Origin of the sequence: Flavobacterium sp. (genome assembly GCF_043773265.1) — a bacterium.
In the GTDB taxonomy this organism is placed as follows: Bacteria; Bacteroidota; Bacteroidia; order Flavobacteriales; family Flavobacteriaceae; genus Flavobacterium.
This window is the reverse complement of the sequence record NZ_JAYVFH010000046.1, coordinates 1-16100: the sequence shown is the minus strand read 5'-3', so window position 1 is coordinate 16100 and position 16100 is coordinate 1. Positions and strand designations below refer to the sequence as shown.

Here is a 16100-nt window from a genome sequence, read left to right as displayed (position 1 = left end):
TAAAAAAAGCCGTGCCAATTATAGCACGGCTTTGTTTATTAAAAATATAATTTTTATTTCTTAGCTTTTCTTTTCAGCAAGTCTGAACTCAATTCTTAAAAGATTAAGTTTAGTTGCGGTAGCTGCAGGTACAGATACACCTTTAGGAAACTCTAATTGAATTTGAAATTCTTCTTGTGATTTTACTAAAGCATTTGTTATCAAACTTCTAAAATCTACTTGATTAAATCTTTGTAAATCAGTCAATGGAAGTGAAATTAATTTATTATCACCTTGTATGAAATGTAATTCTGCATTCTGCAATTCAGGAATTAAACTAGTTCCATTTTGATAATCTCCATTTTTAACATCTGTACCTTTTGATGTAAATAATAGTCTTAATGCTCTAATAGAAAGTTCACGACCTCTATTTAACATATTACCGTCAAAATTGGTAACTCCCACTTCTTTTTTAGTTTTGTTATCAACTAAATTTACAATACCTGACATACCAGATGCATCAACGTTTAAGTAATACGTACCATCTGTAATTTTCGCGCTTTTTCGTACTTGTACGTTAGCTTTTCTTCTTGATTCTTGAGAAAAATCTACCAAAGCAGTTTTTAATCTAGGATCAATAACTTGTTTTCTTCTGTCCATTTTTAAGATTTATTTATTAAATTATTGTAAAATTTTGAATTTATTATTCTTCGTACATTGCCAAACCTTCGTCTTCGTAAAGACCTAAACCGTCTTCGTCATCAAATCCGTTTAAACCGTCTTCGTCTTCGTAAAGACCTAAACCGTCTTCGTCTTCGTAAAGACCTAAACCGTCTTCGTCTTCGTAAAGACCTAAACCGTCTTCGTCATCAAAACCGTTTAATCCTTCTTCTTCGTAAACTCCTAATCCATCTTCTGGTACATAGTTACCAGCTGAATCAATGTAACCACCTAAACCGTCTTCGTGATAGTTTCCGTCTTGGTCAAAATAGCCGTTTAAACCACCATATGCACCCGATAAACCACCTGCTTTTTGCAAAAATTGTCCCCATTTTGATTCTGGATTAATTTTTTTAGAAACACTTTCTAACGAAAACACTCCTTTTACGGCTTCTAAACCTTGTGCTACAGCAACTCCCAATCCTGAACCACCAATCATTGCTGATTTAGTTGTATTACCAGTAGTGGTAAAAGCTACATAACCACCTGCACCAGCTATAGCTAAATGCAATGCTATTTTAGCAAATCCCGAAAGTGGAATTAATCCTGTTAAGCCTCTTGATGTTGCACCTGCAACAACTGCTGAACCTATTGTGATAACTTTTTTATTCATTTTACTTTTTTTTTATTGTTTTCTACTTACCGCATAAATCAAACCGCCTGCTAACAATACTGCGCCACCAATCATAATTGGGCTTATTTTTTTATCTTCTTTTGGAGTTGGTTCTGCACCTGCACCTCTCGAAGCATCTTCTAACTGATTTTTTACTTCTTCTTTAAGATTTTCTTCTGGAATATCTTTAAGTTTTGATAAAGTTTCTATTTGTCCTTTTGTTGGCGTATTGCTAACTTCTGGATCAATACCATTAATTTCTGCAATTGTTCGAGCTTGCTCTGGAGTTAATTTTGCATCTGGGACCATTGGAGCATTTGCTTGAACTTTTGTAGGATCGCCACCAGTAGCTTCATTAAATTCTTGTGGAGTTAAAACGTTTGGAGTAGTTGGATCTTGATCTTGTGCTACTGCAACTTGCTCAACAAATTTTGCTTCACTTGGATTTAGTGGTACACCTTGTTTTACTTTGGTCATTACTAATTGTCCTATTTGAGTTTTTAGTAAACCTTTAGCTTTAATTGCTAATTTTCCAACTTTTGAAAGTTCCATAAACTTAGAAGCTTTCATAGCTAATTTAGCAGCTTTAGTTCCTTTAAGAAATCCTGTAGCTGCACCACCACCTGGAATAAATCCAGCTGCAATTGTTCCAGCTGTGATTAAATTTTTTGCGTTAATATTTCTTGCACGTACATTTTTACGTAAAAAGTTACCTACTTTAGTACCTTTACCACCTTTTTTTCTTCTTTTATTTAGACCAGTGTTTAATCCGTCATCATCGTAACCATTTAAACCGTCAATTTCATCTACTATAAACATATCTTAATTTTTACTGATTACATAAATGCAAAAATCTTATTGGTACTACCTTTAGATTTTTTACCTTTTTTTGTTGGTGAACTAGGTTTTTTTGCACTTGCTTTTTTACCTTTTTTGTCCGCTCCATTAAGTCCTATGTGTGGCAATTCGTCTTCCATAAAAACATCTTTTTTTAGTGTATAAATTGGTTCTTTGTTGCTTAAAATTGTACCATCAATTACATTATGACCTTTTGCTAAACTTCCAGTTTGTTGATCTATCGGAACAACCACGTAAACGTGTGTGAACTTATCAGGATTAAAAGACGGTTGTTTAATTTGCCTTATGTAATGTTTGATGCCTAAATTTGCTAATATGGAAGAAGCAAATACAGAATAACTTTTGCAATCAATACCTTTTTGACGATTTAACCAGCTGTTACTTGGACTTCTTATAAATTGTACAGTTCCATCTGCTTGATATTGTATATATTCATACAGAAAAGAATGTATTTTTTTTGTGGTTTCTTCCAACGTTGTACATAGTAGTACTTTTGAAAGTTTTGCAACTTGCCAATAAAAATTAATTACCCAAAATTTAATTACCGATACAGAATAAAAGGTATTTCCTTTTTTAAACTGCTTTTGCTCGTTGTTTGGTTTCTCAATTAATTTGTCAAACTCGCTACCATTTTTAATAGGTCTTTTTAATGCTTGGTTAATTTCATCTTTTGTCATTGTTTATTTGAACTTGTGATGACAAACTTGAATAATAAAAAACCCACACTTTAGAGTAAGAGTGGGTATTGATGTGATTTAGTTAGATTTCGTTAGTATTGATGTGTATTGATGAGTATTGAAACTAAATTGCAACTAAATTGCAATTCAATTCAAGATAGATTGCAATTAATCATTGTCTTCAATATAATATCCTTTTGGTGTTCCGTAAGTTTCAACATATTCCATAAATTCGGGATGTTCAATTTTTTTTATGTGGATTGAAATATTTTTTTCTTTTAAAATTTCATTAATTTGAGTAATTATTCTCAGTTGCGGTTTTTGATCTAAATACATTGTTACAAGTTCTTCTTTTGTAACAGAATAAGGAAGTGGTTTCTTTACTGCCATTTTATTTGCTGTGTTAGTTATAATTTGCGTTTTAAGTCGGTGATCTGAAATTGAAGTTTAAAAAAGTTATCTTCTAAAAATTTATAAATTCTGTTTTTGCCAAAAATAGCAAAGTCTAAAAATTGAAAAAACATTGTTAGAAAGCAGAAAACTGCAATTGCAATGATTTGCAATGTTTTTAAATAGATAAGGATTTTATTTTTCATGCTAATTCTTTTAATCGATTAAGTAAATAGTTTTGCTCGAGTACAGGTAACTTTTTTAATTTTTCTAGTAAACGATCACCTTTTCTTTTTATCTGTTGCCGATTCCAGCAGGAACTACCCAAATAATCAAAACACTGCAATTCTGTTGGTGGTGGATAATTCATATACAAAAACTCTATTGATGTTTTGCGATTGTATCTAATTTTTATTTCTATTTTGTACCAATCATAAAGCATTGTATTGTATAAATCACACTTTGGGTGTATTATCATACAATTGCAATTTAATTGCAATGCTTCCGTTAATAACTTTACGTGATCAATTTGCTGCATTTCATATTTATACAGTTCTTTATCAGTTCTGGTATCATGCAAATAAGGTGGATCAAGAAATAGAAATACATCTCTTTTATCTACAAATTGTAAAGTATTTTCACGGTTAGTAATTTTTAAAGTATCAATTGCATTTACATTGGTAACAATTGCATTCGGAAATTTATCCATTAAAAGTTGCTGTACTTCAGGATCAATATCGTTTAATCTAATTTCCCGAGCTGGTACAGTTATTAATGATAAAATTGATGCGCTACCAGCAAACAACTCATAATAAACTTTGTGCGCTGGAATATTATTAATTATTTTTTGGTACACTCCATCAATTTTTTTGTGTCCTGTGTATTTGTCTAATGTTTGTATCATTTTTTTTTATATTCTAAATTCATTTTAGTAAATGCTTTGTAACAAACTGATTGTATAATGTTCCTTATTAATGCTGGTAAGTTTGATTGTTTTAACCAAATTGCCTCGATATTTTTAATAAAATAATCACTATTTAGAGCGTTTTCACGTTGTAATCTATCAAACCAATCTGTTTTATATTTCATTCCAGCTGGTGCATCTTTTCTGCTATTTCTCTCATTTTTTAATGTTTGAATTTCTTCTTTTACAAACTTTATAAAATGTGCATCTTCAACAATTATTATACTATCGATATCTAATTTTTTTGCAGTCATACTGTGGTTTTATAAGTTATTTTGAGTAAAATTTAATTATAAGACGTTTTCTTATCTTGAACGTATAAATTTGTTTTTGTCCTTGCAATACTTCGTTAAATGGCTTTATTTTAAGTTTTTCGTCTTTTATAAAGTTTATACACTTGTTTGCGCTGGTTAATTTTGTCTTTTTGCTATCGGGTTCTTTAACCTGAATAATGAAATTTTTATTGATAATTGCATTAGTTGGATTGTTGGATTTTACTGCCGATTTCATTTTGCTTTGTATAAATGATTTAACGATTGATTTAACCTATTATATTCTTCGTTGCACTCGCAAATGTTTAATTCAATTTGTTCAGGTTCATAATCGTACCAGTCATCTTTATTCTCTTTTAAAATTCTGTTTTTTAAAGTTTTCATTCTCGCTTCAACTATTGGTATAATGTAAGCTGTGTGATGTTTTTGTAGTTCTACATACATAATTTATAACGGTTTAGGATTATTTAAAAATTTTAGGATTATATCAACTAATTCTGTCATTTTTGTAGGTTCTAAATCATAAGGTTTAACGTAAAGTACAACTTCATTTATACCTTTATTATGATGAATTACAATTGCATTAGATTCGGGATTGCTAATTTTTCTGCTTTCGTATTGTAAGTTTTCCATGATTATCTATTTTAATTCTACATAAATTCTGTTTACTTTTATTTTTTTCCACTCTTGAATAATAAAATCTCTAGTTTTATTTAATCTTTCAGAGTATAACTGTTCTATTTCTTCGATAATCAATTCATCATCTTCAACTTGATTAATTTTGTAGTGTCTTTCTTCATATATAGGAAGATTAACTCCAATCATTGAAACTGTAAAAGATGTATTAATTTTTATTTCATTACTACTTATAAATGTTCTTTTGCTAATTACAGGCATAATAAAATTTATAGATTCTAAACTTATTTGGCAATTATATACTTCAATTATCATACTTATTTTTTTATAATTTTAATTGTGTTTTCAATTCCATCTTTATTAAATGTAGAGTAAATACCAATTTGACCTGATGCAACTTTGTTACTCTCAACGTATTTTTTTGCCACTTTTAATGATGGCATTTCTACAATTGCAATGGTGGTTTGTTGTTGAATTATGGTTAAATATTGCATGATTTAATATTTAATAAATTTTTATCAATTTGGCTTCCAAAATTTTGCATTACAACAAAAGTTTCTTTACTTTTTTCTGTTGGTATTTCTAAAAAGCATTTATATAAAACAACACTTTGTGAAATGGTAAGATTTATGTTTAGTTTCGATTTATTGCTTTCAATTTTGTTTCTTAAAAGTTTATAAATTGCTTCTAAATTTTCAATTGCAATTAGATCGTTGCAATACTTATCGTAAATTTTATAGTTCAAAAGTTGATTTTTAAAGTTGAAAAATACCAAAACTTGGTTTTGGAGTATTTGAACATCTTCTATTCTATTAAATACTATTTTCATTTTTTATAAAGTTGACGTTCCTATTAAATTTCCTTTTTCGTAAAATTGTATTACATTAATTGTTTGTTTTAATGCTGGTCGATCTCTTACATAATTATTAAATCGGTTGAGCATATTTTGGCAAATAATTCCAGGTTCTTTACCATCTTTATTTATGATGGAGTGCCACGTGATGTTTTTATTATTTCCTGATCGCAATACATACATTTTAATTCTTGAAACATTTTTATCAAAAACTGGCATTTATTTTTTCGTTTAGTGATTGTATTTGTTTGTTTTTATACTCAATTATTCTCTTTAATCTTTCAATTTCTTTTTGTTGATCCAGAAATTTATCCAATGCATAAAATAATATATCGGGAACTGTTTTTAACTTTTCTTGCTGTTCAACCAACTGCAATTGTTTTCGTTGCAATGGTGTAAAAGTTCGTATGTAGGTACTATTTTTTATCATTTGTTGTTGATTTGTAGACTTTTTAACATCAAAACTCTATCGGACTGTACCTGATCACATCTTGCGATTGCAATAAAATTGTTTTTTTGTTGCACTTTAGCATCTTACTTTCAACTAAATCGGGTAACTTTTGTAAAAAGGCTGGTGGCAAATTCTTTTGAACATAGTCGTACAATTGCGTGAGTGTGATTTTGTTTTTAGAAAATCGGTTTAAGTGCAGCTCTAGCTTTTTGTTGTAATTAATTATTTCGCCACGTTTTTTAGCTTCTCTAGTTTGCTTTAAAACCAAGTCATCATATTTTTTGAGTTCGTTTTGCTGGTTTATCCACTTGGATTTAGTGTATTCAAAACCAACTTCTTTACTTGTTTTTCTAGTTACATCGAGGTATTGATTTGGGAATAGTGGCGTAACGTTAGGATTGTTTCTATACCAGTTTCTCGCCCACTGAATACGCCAACGGTATTTTGTGATGTAGTCAACAAGATTTGTAGGCTTATGCTTTCCGCCGTTGATATTGTTCCATCGTTGCAGTCGGAATAGTTTTATGGCATTGTACCAAGAACCAAAAAACACATTGCCTTTTTTATAAATGTTTTTTTGGAGCGATTTAAAAAAGTCAATCATAACAATATCAAAAAATTGGTCACGATTTATAAAGCTGGAATAAGCAATTGTATGTAAAAGGCGCAGATCAATTGGAATGTAATTGTTAAACTCGCAATTTTCTAATTGCTTTGCAAGTTGGCTATCATCAACGATTGTGTCTAAAACCTTTTCAAAAATGTTTTGTTTGTTTTGCGCTGGCATATTGGCTGTATTTACCTGTGATGGCACATTTTCGCCCGCGCCCAGTTTAATAGCTTCTGTGCGGGTTGGTGTTCCAGTAAAAGAAAAAATAAAAGGCGTGACCAACGGGAACTCCTTAACAATTGGAAAGTTTTTAACTTTCCTTTCATTTTGCATTTCATTTATATAGGTTCCAGTAAAGATATCATTATCATTAGGAACTATTTTCACACTTTCAGAGGTAACGACCTGATTTTCAGCAATCCTTACTTTTGCATCAAAAATGTCTTTTATAACCAAAATTTCTGGATTTATATGCACTTCTACACCATGACTGGAATTTATAAAATGATAATCTACAAATACACCAAACTCCTCAAGGCGTTTGCGGTGGTTTAAAATAGTTTTTTTGCATAATGGCAAACTTTGAACTCCGTTACGTTTTAGTTGAGTTACACGCCACGCATTTACCTTAAAAGCTTGTAATGGTGTAGCTTCTGTAATCCCACAACCGATATACCTTTTATTTTTTATCATTAACTGCTGGTTGTAAATACAAAGCATATTTTGAAAAACCAGTTCTGCAGTTGGTTTAATGGTAATAAGCTTCTTTTTTCTGATGAGCATACCGTACAGATTATTAAATTGTTCCACAGCTTCGTTATAATCAACTGGAGAAAACGATTTTCTGTTTTTTATAAAAGCTTCAACATTATTAAACATTTCAAAACACAAAGCATTGTTAAGTTTTTTAAATGCAATTACATTATTATTGTAGGTGTTTATTTTGAAATTTTCTTCTTTAAATTGAAAGTTTTTAAGTGCTACATACTTTCTAAAATTGTCCATCGTTTGCGCAAATGCTTCTTCGATAATTGCAGGATATACGGCAAATAATCGTTTATCATTTGCTTTTTCTGTAGCTGGTTTTAATTGCTCTACTGCGGTAGAACTAGCGACGTAATTTTTTAATTTGGTTTGATCGGGATTTTGTACACCAAACAAGTTGCTTGCTAGATTGTAAAAATCTTTACTTTCAATTGTAAAATTTTGTTTTCTCATGTTTTTTAAAATTTAAACCCACAGCAACGGCACAATTAGTGCCGTTACACTAGGGAATAATCGCATAATTGCGGTATTGGTATTGTAAATTGCAATTGCATTGCAATTGCATTGCAATTGCATTGCAACAAAATTGCAAGGCAATTGTTTATACTCTTGTGAGTTTTATAGTTTGGGTTTGTAATCCTTTTACCGATGATGGTAACGGATTTTCAACGCTACTAACCTTGTAAACTATTGCGTTTTTAAAAGGAAGATTAATTGATGGTTCAATTGTAATTGTTTCTCCAGCAATTACTGGAAAACCTTTTTTTATTCGCATAAAAAGTGTAGCATTGTCCTGATTTTCTAAATCAATGTGCAAGGATAAAATATAAGTTGGATCAATTACTTTCATTGTTTGTATTGGGTTTTTTTCTAAATTGTTTTGCCAGCAATCGTTCGGTTACTGCTTCTACAGTCCAACGTTTGTCAAGTTGGGTTTTGGTTCTTTTTGGTTTTGTTTCTGCTTTTCCAAATTCCTTTTCAATACACAGCGATAACTCCTTCAATTCGGTTTCCGAAAGGAAGATTTTAGCGTTATTAAATATTGATAGTACTTTTGGATTCATTTAGATCGGGAACAGTTACTTTGTTGGTAATAAATTTTCTATTTCTTGTAAACTATAATAATTAAAAACTTCTAAAAAATGATTGATTTTCGATGATTGTATTATTGTTTTAGGTTTTATTACTTTAAAACCTTTCTCGTGTTTTAAAAATGTAATTAGATCGTGTAGTTCAAAAGCTTCTAAATCAATATCAATATTTTCTGCTACTGCCATTTGTTTATTTTTTAATTGTTAAAAAAATTAATTCCTATATATTTTGTGTATGCAGGCGGAATGCTTTCTGCTAATTCTTCTCTAGTTTTCATCCAATGTATGTTCATTGCATTACTCCAAACTTCCATGATATTATTGCCTTCAATTTTAAAACGTTTTGGCTTAAATGGTTGCATCATAAACCAATTGTTTAACTCAAATTTTCTGGATCGTATTACTTTTAGTTTAAACATATCACCGTTTAAAACGATGTCTTTTCTTATTGGAGCTTGCAAAACATTTTCGATCACGCTTGGTGTATAAATTTTATGTAGAAATTCCTGAATTTCTACAAGAATATTAGAATATTCTTTTTCAGGATTTCGTGCTTTTGCAACTGCTGTACTATTACTGTATAACTGGCAAGGTGGCGAAGCGTGAATGTGCGTGTACTTTTTATAATTCTTTTTTAAATAAGCAACTGCATCAGTTTGAATAAAGTTATATGGGTAGTTTGGCTGTGGCTCAATATCAATCCCGGTTATTTCTATATCATAACCTAGTTCCTGACTTGCTTGGTAGTAACCAACGGTACAACCTCCAGCTTTACAGCATAAATCCAACAACTTTATTTTTTTAATTTTTGGCATATTTAGTTGTGAGATACTTTTGTTTTAGTAACTAATATCACATAACCTTTTTGAGTATAATCCTGATTTAAACTAGAAAGCGGTTTATCAAAATTTTCATCTTTTACATTGTCTAAGTATTTATTTCTACTAGAAGTAGCTGTTTTTTTACTCAAAATGTTTTCGAGTAATTTAAAATTATAGTTTCTTATGATTTCTGTTGTATTCATAAAAAATATTGAGTGTTAGGATTTGGATAATCTAAATTTCTACGGATTTTATATAAATCCAAGTGTTTTACAACCTGAAACTTATCGATGAACTGGAGCGCAATTACAAATTGATAATCTGTATATTCTGGAATGTCGCTATGCAAATAATATTTTTTAAACTTTTGTAAAATAGCTTCAAAATGAATATCTGCATTGATTGTTTCTTTTAGTAAATCCTGTGCAAAAAAATACTCTAAATAAAATTTGAGTTCTTTATTGTAAACCATTGGTATTTGTGTTCCTGATTTTTTGGTAAGTGTAGTTTCCATCTTAATAAATTATTTAGGAACACAATAACCAGCACTTGCACCTTTGCTATCAAAACACTCATAAACATACGTTCGTATGGTATTGGCAAATTGCAACGCATTTTGCTTGCAAGTAAAAAACAAGGTTGTACCTTTTTTGATACGATCAGAAACTTCTACCTCATTATCGGTAAAAACTAAATTTTGTGGTTGGTTCATTTTTGGCATTTGTTTTGAGTTGATAATGTTTATTAATTGTGAAGAATTGCAATTTTATTGCAATGCTATAATTCGTTTCATTTTTCGGGTTGTAATAAATTCGTTTACAACTTCTTTAGATATGTTTTTGGAAATTGTATAATAACAATAGCCGTGTTTATCTTTCAAAAAGTGAATAGCTTTAGAGTGCTTCATTGTTTTACGAAGTTCTCTATATTCCTTCTCTAAAGAATCTTTACGCATTTTTTGTAATAGTTCTAATGTCATAATTTTTGGAATAGTTCAGATTTCTAAGTGCAAACATATTATAAAATATAATATATATACTGTAAAATATAATATATTTTTTATTTATTTTTTAACTTGTTGATTTTAAGATTGTTATTTTTAATAAAAACTTAATGCACGTAACTGATAAAGGTATTCTTGCTAGAATTAAAGAAATCCGCACTAAAAAAGGATATTCTCAAGAATATGTTGCAATGAAATTAGGAATAAAACAAGCTGGTTACTCTTCTATTGAAGCAGGTAAAAACGGATTGTCAGTAATAATGTTATTGCAAATTGCAATAATATTAGAAGAAGAAGTTGTTAATGTAGTTGGTTATCCTTTTAAATATATAAAAGAAGTTGAAGCTGGAAAAAATCCACTAACAGAACAACTGGAATTTAAAAACGAACAAATACATTTTTATAAAGAAAAAATAAATCTGCTAGAAGAAAAATTGCAGCAATGCGAAAACGAAAAAAAACACACAAAAGCTTTTAAGTAAGTGGCTTTGTAATAACTAATTATATATGAAAAAAATATTACTTGTAGTTTTGATTGGGATTTTTGGAGTTAATGCATGCAAAGCACAAAAAAAAATCTATCAATGTTATGCAAATGATAAAAATTCAAAAAATATGATTTCTACAATTTTAGATGCTAATTATAGTGTTATTGCGGTTTATTACAAAGGTCAAAAAGTTGCGATTAATTTAACGTTCGTAAAGGAAGAAATGGAAACTAATGGAGCACATCCAACATCTTATTCATATTACAAAGAAATTATTGATGGAAAAGTTACTGGAATTTATGTTTTTATTCATTCTGGAATTTGGGATTATATTCAATATACTAATAAAAAAAGTAAAAAAACAACTTCTTATACAATGACCGATTTCTCCAGAGAAAATTTTGAAAGTAGTAAGCCATGTTTTTAGAAAACGAATTAAATTAAGTTTATGTCAGAAAACGAAAAATCAAGCAAAGTAGGTATTATTACAGTAGTAATTACAGCATTAGTAACATTATCTACAGCAGTTATTACAAATTTTGATAAGATTTACAGCAAAGGTAAAGATGAACCTATAACTGTAAATGATACACTTTCTTTTGAGTATAAATTTGACAAAATTATTAAGGATTGTCCTAATGATTATTCAAACATAATTAGCGGTTTAAAAGATGAAACAGAAGAAGATAAAGATTATTATTCAAAAGTAAACTTTACCGAAGGAGAAAACTCTATTACTATTTCGTCTGAAGATTATCCAACATTTAATTTATTGATTTATACTGGTTCTGATAGTGAACTGGCTTTTCAAAAAAGATTAGAAATTACAAAAAAAGTAGGTGAACATCTACAAACAAAAGCAGTAACAAATACTGTTAAAGAAGATGGTTACCAACAAATGATAAGCATTTATGAAAAAGGTAATGTAGAAATTACTATAGTAGATGCAATGCCAGAAAATGATCCAGCAGGAAGTGAAATTGTAATGATGACAATTAACAAAAAAGGATAATTAACCATGACTACTAAAACGCATACAATTTGTAATTTTATACTAAAAATGAGTTTGTAAGACTAGCATTTGCTAGATGTAAATTTAAGATACGGATTCATAACCCTGAGGTCGAGAGTTCAAATCTCTCTCTCGCTACAATATCCCAATCCAAAAATCTGGATTGGGTTTTTTTTTTAATATTTTTTCCAATTTATTTAATAAATAGTATCATTTATGATGTATTAAAATTAGTGAATAATAAATTTAAAAATTGATTTTTAATTTGTTTGTAGGATTAAAATTATAATTTTATACACAATATGCTTTTTATCGATTTTATATGCTTTTTATCGATAAAATATTTTGTCGGAATTTAAGTATTATTTAGGTTTGTAGCTCAAAACCCTAACTAATATGAAAAAAGTTACTCTAATTGTACTGTTAACTATCTTATTTTCAAGCACATTGTTTGCTCAGAAAAGTAGTTCATTAGAAAAAGCTAATCGTTATTTAAAAGAAAAAGGAGAAGTCATTTTTACTTTCAAAGCCATTAGTAAAGCTCAGTTTTATGAAATTAATAATATAATTTCTGTAAGTCATAAGCATGTAGACGAAAACAATCTTGAAGTCGAAGCTTATGCAAACAAAGATCAATTTAAAAAGTTTTTAACATATGGACTAAATTTTGAAGTAAGTACTTCAGACAATGAGATTCCATTAGATTCAAACACGTATAAAGCAACTGCTGCTTGGGATACTACATGGGATGCCTATCCTAAATATTCTGAATATGTTGCTAAAATGAATTATTGGGCAACAACTTATCCAAATTTGTGTACACTTCAAAATATTGGAGCAACTCCTAATGGAAGAGCACTTTATGTTTTAAAAATTTCTGACAATGCAACTTCAGATGAAACTGAACCAGAATTTTTCTATTCTTCTTCAATGCATGGTGATGAAATTACTGGTTATCCAACTATGTTGCATTTTATAGATGAATTGTTATCTAACTATGGAACAAATACAGAAATAACAAATTTAGTTAATGGTACAGAATTATTTATTTGTCCGTTAGCAAATCCTGATGGATCTTATAAAACCACAGGAAATGACATAATGAACTCAACTGGAAATACAGCAACTAGAGGAAATGCTGCTGGAGTTGATATGAATAGAAATTATCCAGACTTTATTGGAGGAATTCATCCTGATGGATTAGCTTTTCAAACTGAAACAACTGCATTTTTAAACTTTGAACAAACAAGAAATTTTGTATTAGCTGCTAACTATCATGGTGGTGCAGAAGTAGTAAATTTTCCTTGGGATACATCTAATGCTGCAACAGGTTCTTCTGCTGTAAGTGTTCATCCACAAGATGCATATTTTAGATATGCTTCTCGAGTATATGCTGAAGCTAGTCAAATTGCAGATGGTAATTTAAACTACATGGATGATGTATATGGAACTGGACAATTTGTTGGAACAACTAATGGAGCAATATGGTACACTGTAAAAGGTGGAAGACAAGATTATAATAACTGTTTTAATCATAATAAAGAAGTAACTATAGAGGTTTCTACAATTAAATTTCCTGCTGCTGCAAATCTTCCATTTCATTGGGATAGAAACAGACAAGCATTATTAAATTTTGTAAAAGAAGCTAGTTACGGAATTCAAGGTGTTGTAACTGATCAATCTGGTTTTCCAATACATGCAAAAGTATATGTTAATGCAACATCTGATGGATTCGGTGCTTGGGTAGAAACTTCTCCAACAAAAGGAGATTATCATAAAGTACAAATTGCTGGAACTTATAATGTAATATTTGAAGCTGCAGGTTATGCAACCCAAACTATTTCTGTTACAATAACAAATGGAATAGCAACTACATTAAATGTTGTAATGGTTCCTTCAACTACAATTCCTGTTGCATCAGATGCAACAATTTGCGTTGGACAAACCGCAGCATTATCTGCTACAGGTAGTGGAACAATAAAATGGTATAATTCTGCAACTTCAACATCAGTTTTAGCTTCAACAGCTGCTTATACAACTCCAGCTTTAAGTACTACTACATCATATTGGGTAGAAAGTGAAATAACACCAGCTAATGTTGGACCAGTTACTGTTACAGGAACTGTTTCGGCTAATGCTGCTGTAGCAAATAGATATTTAATCTTCAATTGTACTACTCCAACAAAATTAAAATCAGTTTTAGTAACTGCTTCTGCAGTTGGTCAAATATATGTTGAATTAAGAGATAATGCAGGTGTGATGTTAGAATCTAAAATTGTTAGATTAACAACTACAGGAACACAAGATATTAATTTAGATTTCTTTTTACCAGTTGCAACAGGATTGCGTTTGGTTTCTAGAGAAATTTCAGGTTTAAGTTTAACTTGTGCTACATCAGGAATTGTTTATCCTATAACGAGTGGACCAATTTCAATAACTGCTAATAGTGGTGCTGGAATATTCTTTCAATTCTTTAATTGGAAATTGGCACCTGTAAAAAGTAATAGAGATGAAGTTATTGTAACTGTAAAACCAAATCCTATTGTAACTACAATTTCTCCAACATCAAAATTATCTGGAAGTACTGCTTTTACATTAACTGTTAATGGTTCAAATTTTGTAAGTGGTGATGCAATTATCAGATGGAATGGAACAAATAGAACAACAACTTTTGTTAGTGCTTCACAACTTACTGCATCAATAACTGCTGCCGATGTATTAACTGCTGGAACAGCAAATGTTACAGTATTTAGTACTTGTAATTCAAGTTCAACAGCAGCTCAAACATTTACAATTAGTGCAACTTGTACTGCACCAGTCGCAAATGTTACAAATTTACCTACTATTACTGGTCAATGTTCTGCAACAGTAACTGCTCCAACGGCTACAAGTAATTGTTATGGAACTATTGTAGGAACAACAAATAATCCTACTACATATAATTCTCAAGGTACTTCAGTAATTAATTGGACATATAATGATGGTAATGGTCATACATCTACACAACAACAAACTGTTACAATTACTGACACAACAGAACCTGTGCCAAATTCTCCTTCTTTACCTACATTATCTGGTCAATGTTCAGTAACAGTGACACAAATACCGACATCAACTGATAATTGCATGGGTATAATTAATGCTACAACATTTGATCCATTAACATATACTGTTCCAGGATCATATTCTATCCTTTGGTATTTTACAGATAATCGTGGTAATCAATCATTCCAACAACAAAATGTTTTAGTTACTGACAACATTGCACCAATTGCTAATATTACAAATTTACCAACTATAAATGGTCAATGTTCTGTAACGGTAACTGCTCCAACGGCAACTGATAATTGCTTTGGACAAATTACTGGAACTACACCTTCGCCATTAACGTATTCAACTCAAGGAACTTATTCAATCGTTTGGACTTATGGTGATGCAAACGGAAATACTTCTACTCAAACACAACAAGTTATTGTAAATGACACAACTGCTCCAGTAGCAAATGTTACTACATTACCAACTATTACTGGTCAATGTTCGGCTAGTGTAACTGCTCCAACGGCTTTAGATAATTGCTCTGGACAAATTACTGGAACAACAGCTTCTCCATTAACTTATTCAACTCAAGGAACTTTTAATATCACTTGGACGTATACTGATGCTAGAGGAAATACTTCTACTCAAACACAACAAGTTATTGTAAATGATACAACTGCTCCAGTAGCAAATGTTACTACATTACCAACTATTACTGGTCAATGTTCGGCTAGCGTAACTGCTCCAACGGCTTTAGATAATTGCTCTGGAACTATTACTGGAACTACAGCTTCTCCTTTGACTTATTCAACTCAAGGAACTTTTAATATCACTTGGACGTATACTGATGCTAGAGGAAAT

General features: G+C 30.2%; 27 protein-coding genes. 4 read left to right on the top strand and 23 right to left on the bottom strand.

Annotated features, from left to right (window positions below):
* Window positions 1–60: 60 nt before the first annotated feature.
* The 23 genes from ACH2BO_RS02355 to ACH2BO_RS02245 form a co-directional block, all read right to left on the bottom strand.
* Window positions 61–639, bottom strand: coding sequence for a hypothetical protein (locus ACH2BO_RS02355; RefSeq protein ID WP_395043159.1), 579 nt, complete (start codon window positions 637–639; stop codon window positions 61–63).
* A gap of 43 nt (window positions 640–682) precedes the next feature.
* Window positions 683–1312 carry a hypothetical protein gene (locus ACH2BO_RS02350; RefSeq protein ID WP_395043158.1) on the bottom strand — a complete coding sequence of 210 codons (630 nt, stop codon included), beginning with the start codon at window positions 1310–1312 and terminating at the stop codon, window positions 683–685.
* 12 nt (window positions 1313–1324) lie between these two features.
* Window positions 1325–2131 (bottom strand): hypothetical protein, encoded by an 807-nt coding sequence (locus tag ACH2BO_RS02345; RefSeq protein WP_395043157.1) that lies wholly within the window; start codon window positions 2129–2131, stop codon window positions 1325–1327.
* Window positions 2132–2148: 17 nt separating this feature from the next.
* Window positions 2149–2847: a transglutaminase-like domain-containing protein gene (locus ACH2BO_RS02340; RefSeq protein WP_395043156.1), complete on the bottom strand. Its 699-nt coding sequence runs from the start codon at window positions 2845–2847 to the stop codon at window positions 2149–2151.
* Between the two features lie 168 nt (window positions 2848–3015).
* A complete protein-coding gene (locus ACH2BO_RS02335) occupies window positions 3016–3237 on the bottom strand; it encodes a hypothetical protein (RefSeq protein WP_395043155.1) in 222 nt (73 codons plus the stop codon).
* 202 nt (window positions 3238–3439) lie between these two features.
* On the bottom strand, window positions 3440–4141 hold the full coding sequence (locus tag ACH2BO_RS02330; protein ID WP_395043154.1) for a DNA adenine methylase: 702 nt from the start codon (window positions 4139–4141) through the stop codon (window positions 3440–3442).
* Complete coding sequence (locus ACH2BO_RS02325) at window positions 4138–4455, bottom strand: hypothetical protein (RefSeq protein ID WP_395043153.1); 318 nt, start codon at window positions 4453–4455, stop codon at window positions 4138–4140. The genes ACH2BO_RS02330 and ACH2BO_RS02325 overlap by 4 nt, the downstream gene beginning before the upstream one ends.
* Window positions 4456–4707: 252 nt before the next feature.
* On the bottom strand, window positions 4708–4917 hold the full coding sequence (locus ACH2BO_RS02320; protein ID WP_395043152.1) for a hypothetical protein: 210 nt from the start codon (window positions 4915–4917) through the stop codon (window positions 4708–4710).
* A 3-nt stretch (window positions 4918–4920) separates the two neighbouring features.
* Window positions 4921–5106: a hypothetical protein gene (locus ACH2BO_RS02315; RefSeq protein WP_395043151.1), complete on the bottom strand. Its 186-nt coding sequence runs from the start codon at window positions 5104–5106 to the stop codon at window positions 4921–4923.
* A gap of 6 nt (window positions 5107–5112) precedes the next feature.
* The gene (locus ACH2BO_RS02310; RefSeq protein ID WP_395043150.1) at window positions 5113–5424 is read right to left on the bottom strand and encodes a hypothetical protein; all 312 of its coding nucleotides are present in this window, start codon (window positions 5422–5424) and stop codon (window positions 5113–5115) included.
* A 2-nt stretch (window positions 5425–5426) separates the two neighbouring features.
* Window positions 5427–5603 (bottom strand): hypothetical protein, encoded by a 177-nt coding sequence (locus ACH2BO_RS02305; protein ID WP_395043149.1) that lies wholly within the window; start codon window positions 5601–5603, stop codon window positions 5427–5429.
* Entirely contained in the window at window positions 5591–5938 is a 348-nt protein-coding gene (locus tag ACH2BO_RS02300) for a hypothetical protein (protein WP_395043148.1), read from the bottom strand. The genes ACH2BO_RS02305 and ACH2BO_RS02300 overlap by 13 nt, the downstream gene beginning before the upstream one ends.
* Window positions 5939–5941: 3 nt before the next feature.
* Entirely contained in the window at window positions 5942–6181 is a 240-nt protein-coding gene (locus tag ACH2BO_RS02295; RefSeq protein WP_395043147.1) for a hypothetical protein, read from the bottom strand.
* Window positions 6168–6392 (bottom strand): hypothetical protein, encoded by a 225-nt coding sequence (locus ACH2BO_RS02290; protein WP_395043146.1) that lies wholly within the window; start codon window positions 6390–6392, stop codon window positions 6168–6170. Before ACH2BO_RS02290 ends, ACH2BO_RS02295 begins: the two co-directional genes overlap by 14 nt.
* 28 nt (window positions 6393–6420) lie before the next feature.
* Entirely contained in the window at window positions 6421–8241 is a 1821-nt protein-coding gene (locus tag ACH2BO_RS02285; RefSeq protein WP_395043145.1) for a hypothetical protein, read from the bottom strand.
* Window positions 8242–8389: 148 nt separating this feature from the next.
* A complete protein-coding gene (locus ACH2BO_RS02280; protein ID WP_395043144.1) occupies window positions 8390–8638 on the bottom strand; it encodes a hypothetical protein in 249 nt (82 codons plus the stop codon).
* Entirely contained in the window at window positions 8625–8852 is a 228-nt protein-coding gene (locus ACH2BO_RS02275; protein WP_395043143.1) for a hypothetical protein, read from the bottom strand. The genes ACH2BO_RS02280 and ACH2BO_RS02275 overlap by 14 nt, the downstream gene beginning before the upstream one ends.
* Before the next feature lie 15 nt (window positions 8853–8867).
* A complete protein-coding gene (locus ACH2BO_RS02270) occupies window positions 8868–9065 on the bottom strand; it encodes a hypothetical protein (protein ID WP_395043142.1) in 198 nt (65 codons plus the stop codon).
* An 11-nt stretch (window positions 9066–9076) separates the two neighbouring features.
* Window positions 9077–9694 (bottom strand): hypothetical protein, encoded by a 618-nt coding sequence (locus tag ACH2BO_RS02265; protein WP_395043141.1) that lies wholly within the window; start codon window positions 9692–9694, stop codon window positions 9077–9079.
* A gap of 2 nt (window positions 9695–9696) precedes the next feature.
* A complete protein-coding gene (locus ACH2BO_RS02260; RefSeq protein WP_395043140.1) occupies window positions 9697–9903 on the bottom strand; it encodes a hypothetical protein in 207 nt (68 codons plus the stop codon).
* A complete protein-coding gene (locus ACH2BO_RS02255) occupies window positions 9900–10214 on the bottom strand; it encodes a hypothetical protein (protein WP_395043139.1) in 315 nt (104 codons plus the stop codon). Before ACH2BO_RS02255 ends, ACH2BO_RS02260 begins: the two co-directional genes overlap by 4 nt.
* A 9-nt stretch (window positions 10215–10223) precedes the next feature.
* On the bottom strand, window positions 10224–10412 hold the full coding sequence (locus ACH2BO_RS02250; RefSeq protein ID WP_395043138.1) for a hypothetical protein: 189 nt from the start codon (window positions 10410–10412) through the stop codon (window positions 10224–10226).
* Window positions 10413–10466: 54 nt separating this feature from the next.
* Window positions 10467–10679, bottom strand: coding sequence for a hypothetical protein (locus ACH2BO_RS02245; RefSeq protein ID WP_395043137.1), 213 nt, complete (start codon window positions 10677–10679; stop codon window positions 10467–10469).
* 134 nt (window positions 10680–10813) lie between these two features.
* On the opposite strand from ACH2BO_RS02245, the gene ACH2BO_RS02240 reads away from it, so the two are divergent.
* The 4 genes from ACH2BO_RS02240 to ACH2BO_RS02225 all read left to right on the top strand — a co-directional run.
* A complete protein-coding gene (locus ACH2BO_RS02240; protein WP_395043136.1) occupies window positions 10814–11185 on the top strand; it encodes a helix-turn-helix domain-containing protein in 372 nt (123 codons plus the stop codon).
* Window positions 11186–11210: 25 nt separating this feature from the next.
* Entirely contained in the window at window positions 11211–11618 is a 408-nt protein-coding gene (locus tag ACH2BO_RS02235) for a hypothetical protein (RefSeq protein ID WP_395043135.1), read from the top strand.
* A 21-nt stretch (window positions 11619–11639) separates the two neighbouring features.
* On the top strand, window positions 11640–12203 hold the full coding sequence (locus ACH2BO_RS02230; protein WP_395043134.1) for a hypothetical protein: 564 nt from the start codon (window positions 11640–11642) through the stop codon (window positions 12201–12203).
* 396 nt (window positions 12204–12599) lie between these two features.
* A partial coding sequence (locus ACH2BO_RS02225; protein ID WP_395043133.1) for a M14 family zinc carboxypeptidase occupies window positions 12600–16100 on the top strand: 3501 nt, incomplete at its 3' end.

Coding starts and splice junctions, on each gene's coding strand:
- ACH2BO_RS02355 (WP_395043159.1), bottom strand. CDS start 639: ATGGACAGAAGAAAACAAGTTATTGATCCTAGATTAAAAACTGCTTTG.
- ACH2BO_RS02350 (WP_395043158.1), bottom strand. CDS start 1,312: ATGAATAAAAAAGTTATCACAATAGGTTCAGCAGTTGTTGCAGGTGCA.
- ACH2BO_RS02345 (WP_395043157.1), bottom strand. CDS start 2,131: ATGTTTATAGTAGATGAAATTGACGGTTTAAATGGTTACGATGATGAC.
- ACH2BO_RS02340 (WP_395043156.1), bottom strand. CDS start 2,847: ATGACAAAAGATGAAATTAACCAAGCATTAAAAAGACCTATTAAAAAT.
- ACH2BO_RS02335 (WP_395043155.1), bottom strand. CDS start 3,237: ATGGCAGTAAAGAAACCACTTCCTTATTCTGTTACAAAAGAAGAACTT.
- ACH2BO_RS02330 (WP_395043154.1), bottom strand. CDS start 4,141: ATGATACAAACATTAGACAAATACACAGGACACAAAAAAATTGATGGA.
- ACH2BO_RS02325 (WP_395043153.1), bottom strand. CDS start 4,455: ATGACTGCAAAAAAATTAGATATCGATAGTATAATAATTGTTGAAGAT.
- ACH2BO_RS02320 (WP_395043152.1), bottom strand. CDS start 4,917: ATGTATGTAGAACTACAAAAACATCACACAGCTTACATTATACCAATA.
- ACH2BO_RS02315 (WP_395043151.1), bottom strand. CDS start 5,106: ATGGAAAACTTACAATACGAAAGCAGAAAAATTAGCAATCCCGAATCT.
- ACH2BO_RS02310 (WP_395043150.1), bottom strand. CDS start 5,424: ATGATAATTGAAGTATATAATTGCCAAATAAGTTTAGAATCTATAAAT.
- ACH2BO_RS02305 (WP_395043149.1), bottom strand. CDS start 5,603: ATGCAATATTTAACCATAATTCAACAACAAACCACCATTGCAATTGTA.
- ACH2BO_RS02300 (WP_395043148.1), bottom strand. CDS start 5,938: ATGAAAATAGTATTTAATAGAATAGAAGATGTTCAAATACTCCAAAAC.
- ACH2BO_RS02295 (WP_395043147.1), bottom strand. CDS start 6,181: ATGCCAGTTTTTGATAAAAATGTTTCAAGAATTAAAATGTATGTATTG.
- ACH2BO_RS02290 (WP_395043146.1), bottom strand. CDS start 6,392: ATGATAAAAAATAGTACCTACATACGAACTTTTACACCATTGCAACGA.
- ACH2BO_RS02285 (WP_395043145.1), bottom strand. CDS start 8,241: ATGAGAAAACAAAATTTTACAATTGAAAGTAAAGATTTTTACAATCTA.
- ACH2BO_RS02280 (WP_395043144.1), bottom strand. CDS start 8,638: ATGAAAGTAATTGATCCAACTTATATTTTATCCTTGCACATTGATTTA.
- ACH2BO_RS02275 (WP_395043143.1), bottom strand. CDS start 8,852: ATGAATCCAAAAGTACTATCAATATTTAATAACGCTAAAATCTTCCTT.
- ACH2BO_RS02270 (WP_395043142.1), bottom strand. CDS start 9,065: ATGGCAGTAGCAGAAAATATTGATATTGATTTAGAAGCTTTTGAACTA.
- ACH2BO_RS02265 (WP_395043141.1), bottom strand. CDS start 9,694: ATGCCAAAAATTAAAAAAATAAAGTTGTTGGATTTATGCTGTAAAGCT.
- ACH2BO_RS02260 (WP_395043140.1), bottom strand. CDS start 9,903: ATGAATACAACAGAAATCATAAGAAACTATAATTTTAAATTACTCGAA.
- ACH2BO_RS02255 (WP_395043139.1), bottom strand. CDS start 10,214: ATGGAAACTACACTTACCAAAAAATCAGGAACACAAATACCAATGGTT.
- ACH2BO_RS02250 (WP_395043138.1), bottom strand. CDS start 10,412: ATGAACCAACCACAAAATTTAGTTTTTACCGATAATGAGGTAGAAGTT.
- ACH2BO_RS02245 (WP_395043137.1), bottom strand. CDS start 10,679: ATGACATTAGAACTATTACAAAAAATGCGTAAAGATTCTTTAGAGAAG.
- ACH2BO_RS02240 (WP_395043136.1), top strand. CDS start 10,814: ATGCACGTAACTGATAAAGGTATTCTTGCTAGAATTAAAGAAATCCGC.
- ACH2BO_RS02235 (WP_395043135.1), top strand. CDS start 11,211: ATGAAAAAAATATTACTTGTAGTTTTGATTGGGATTTTTGGAGTTAAT.
- ACH2BO_RS02230 (WP_395043134.1), top strand. CDS start 11,640: ATGTCAGAAAACGAAAAATCAAGCAAAGTAGGTATTATTACAGTAGTA.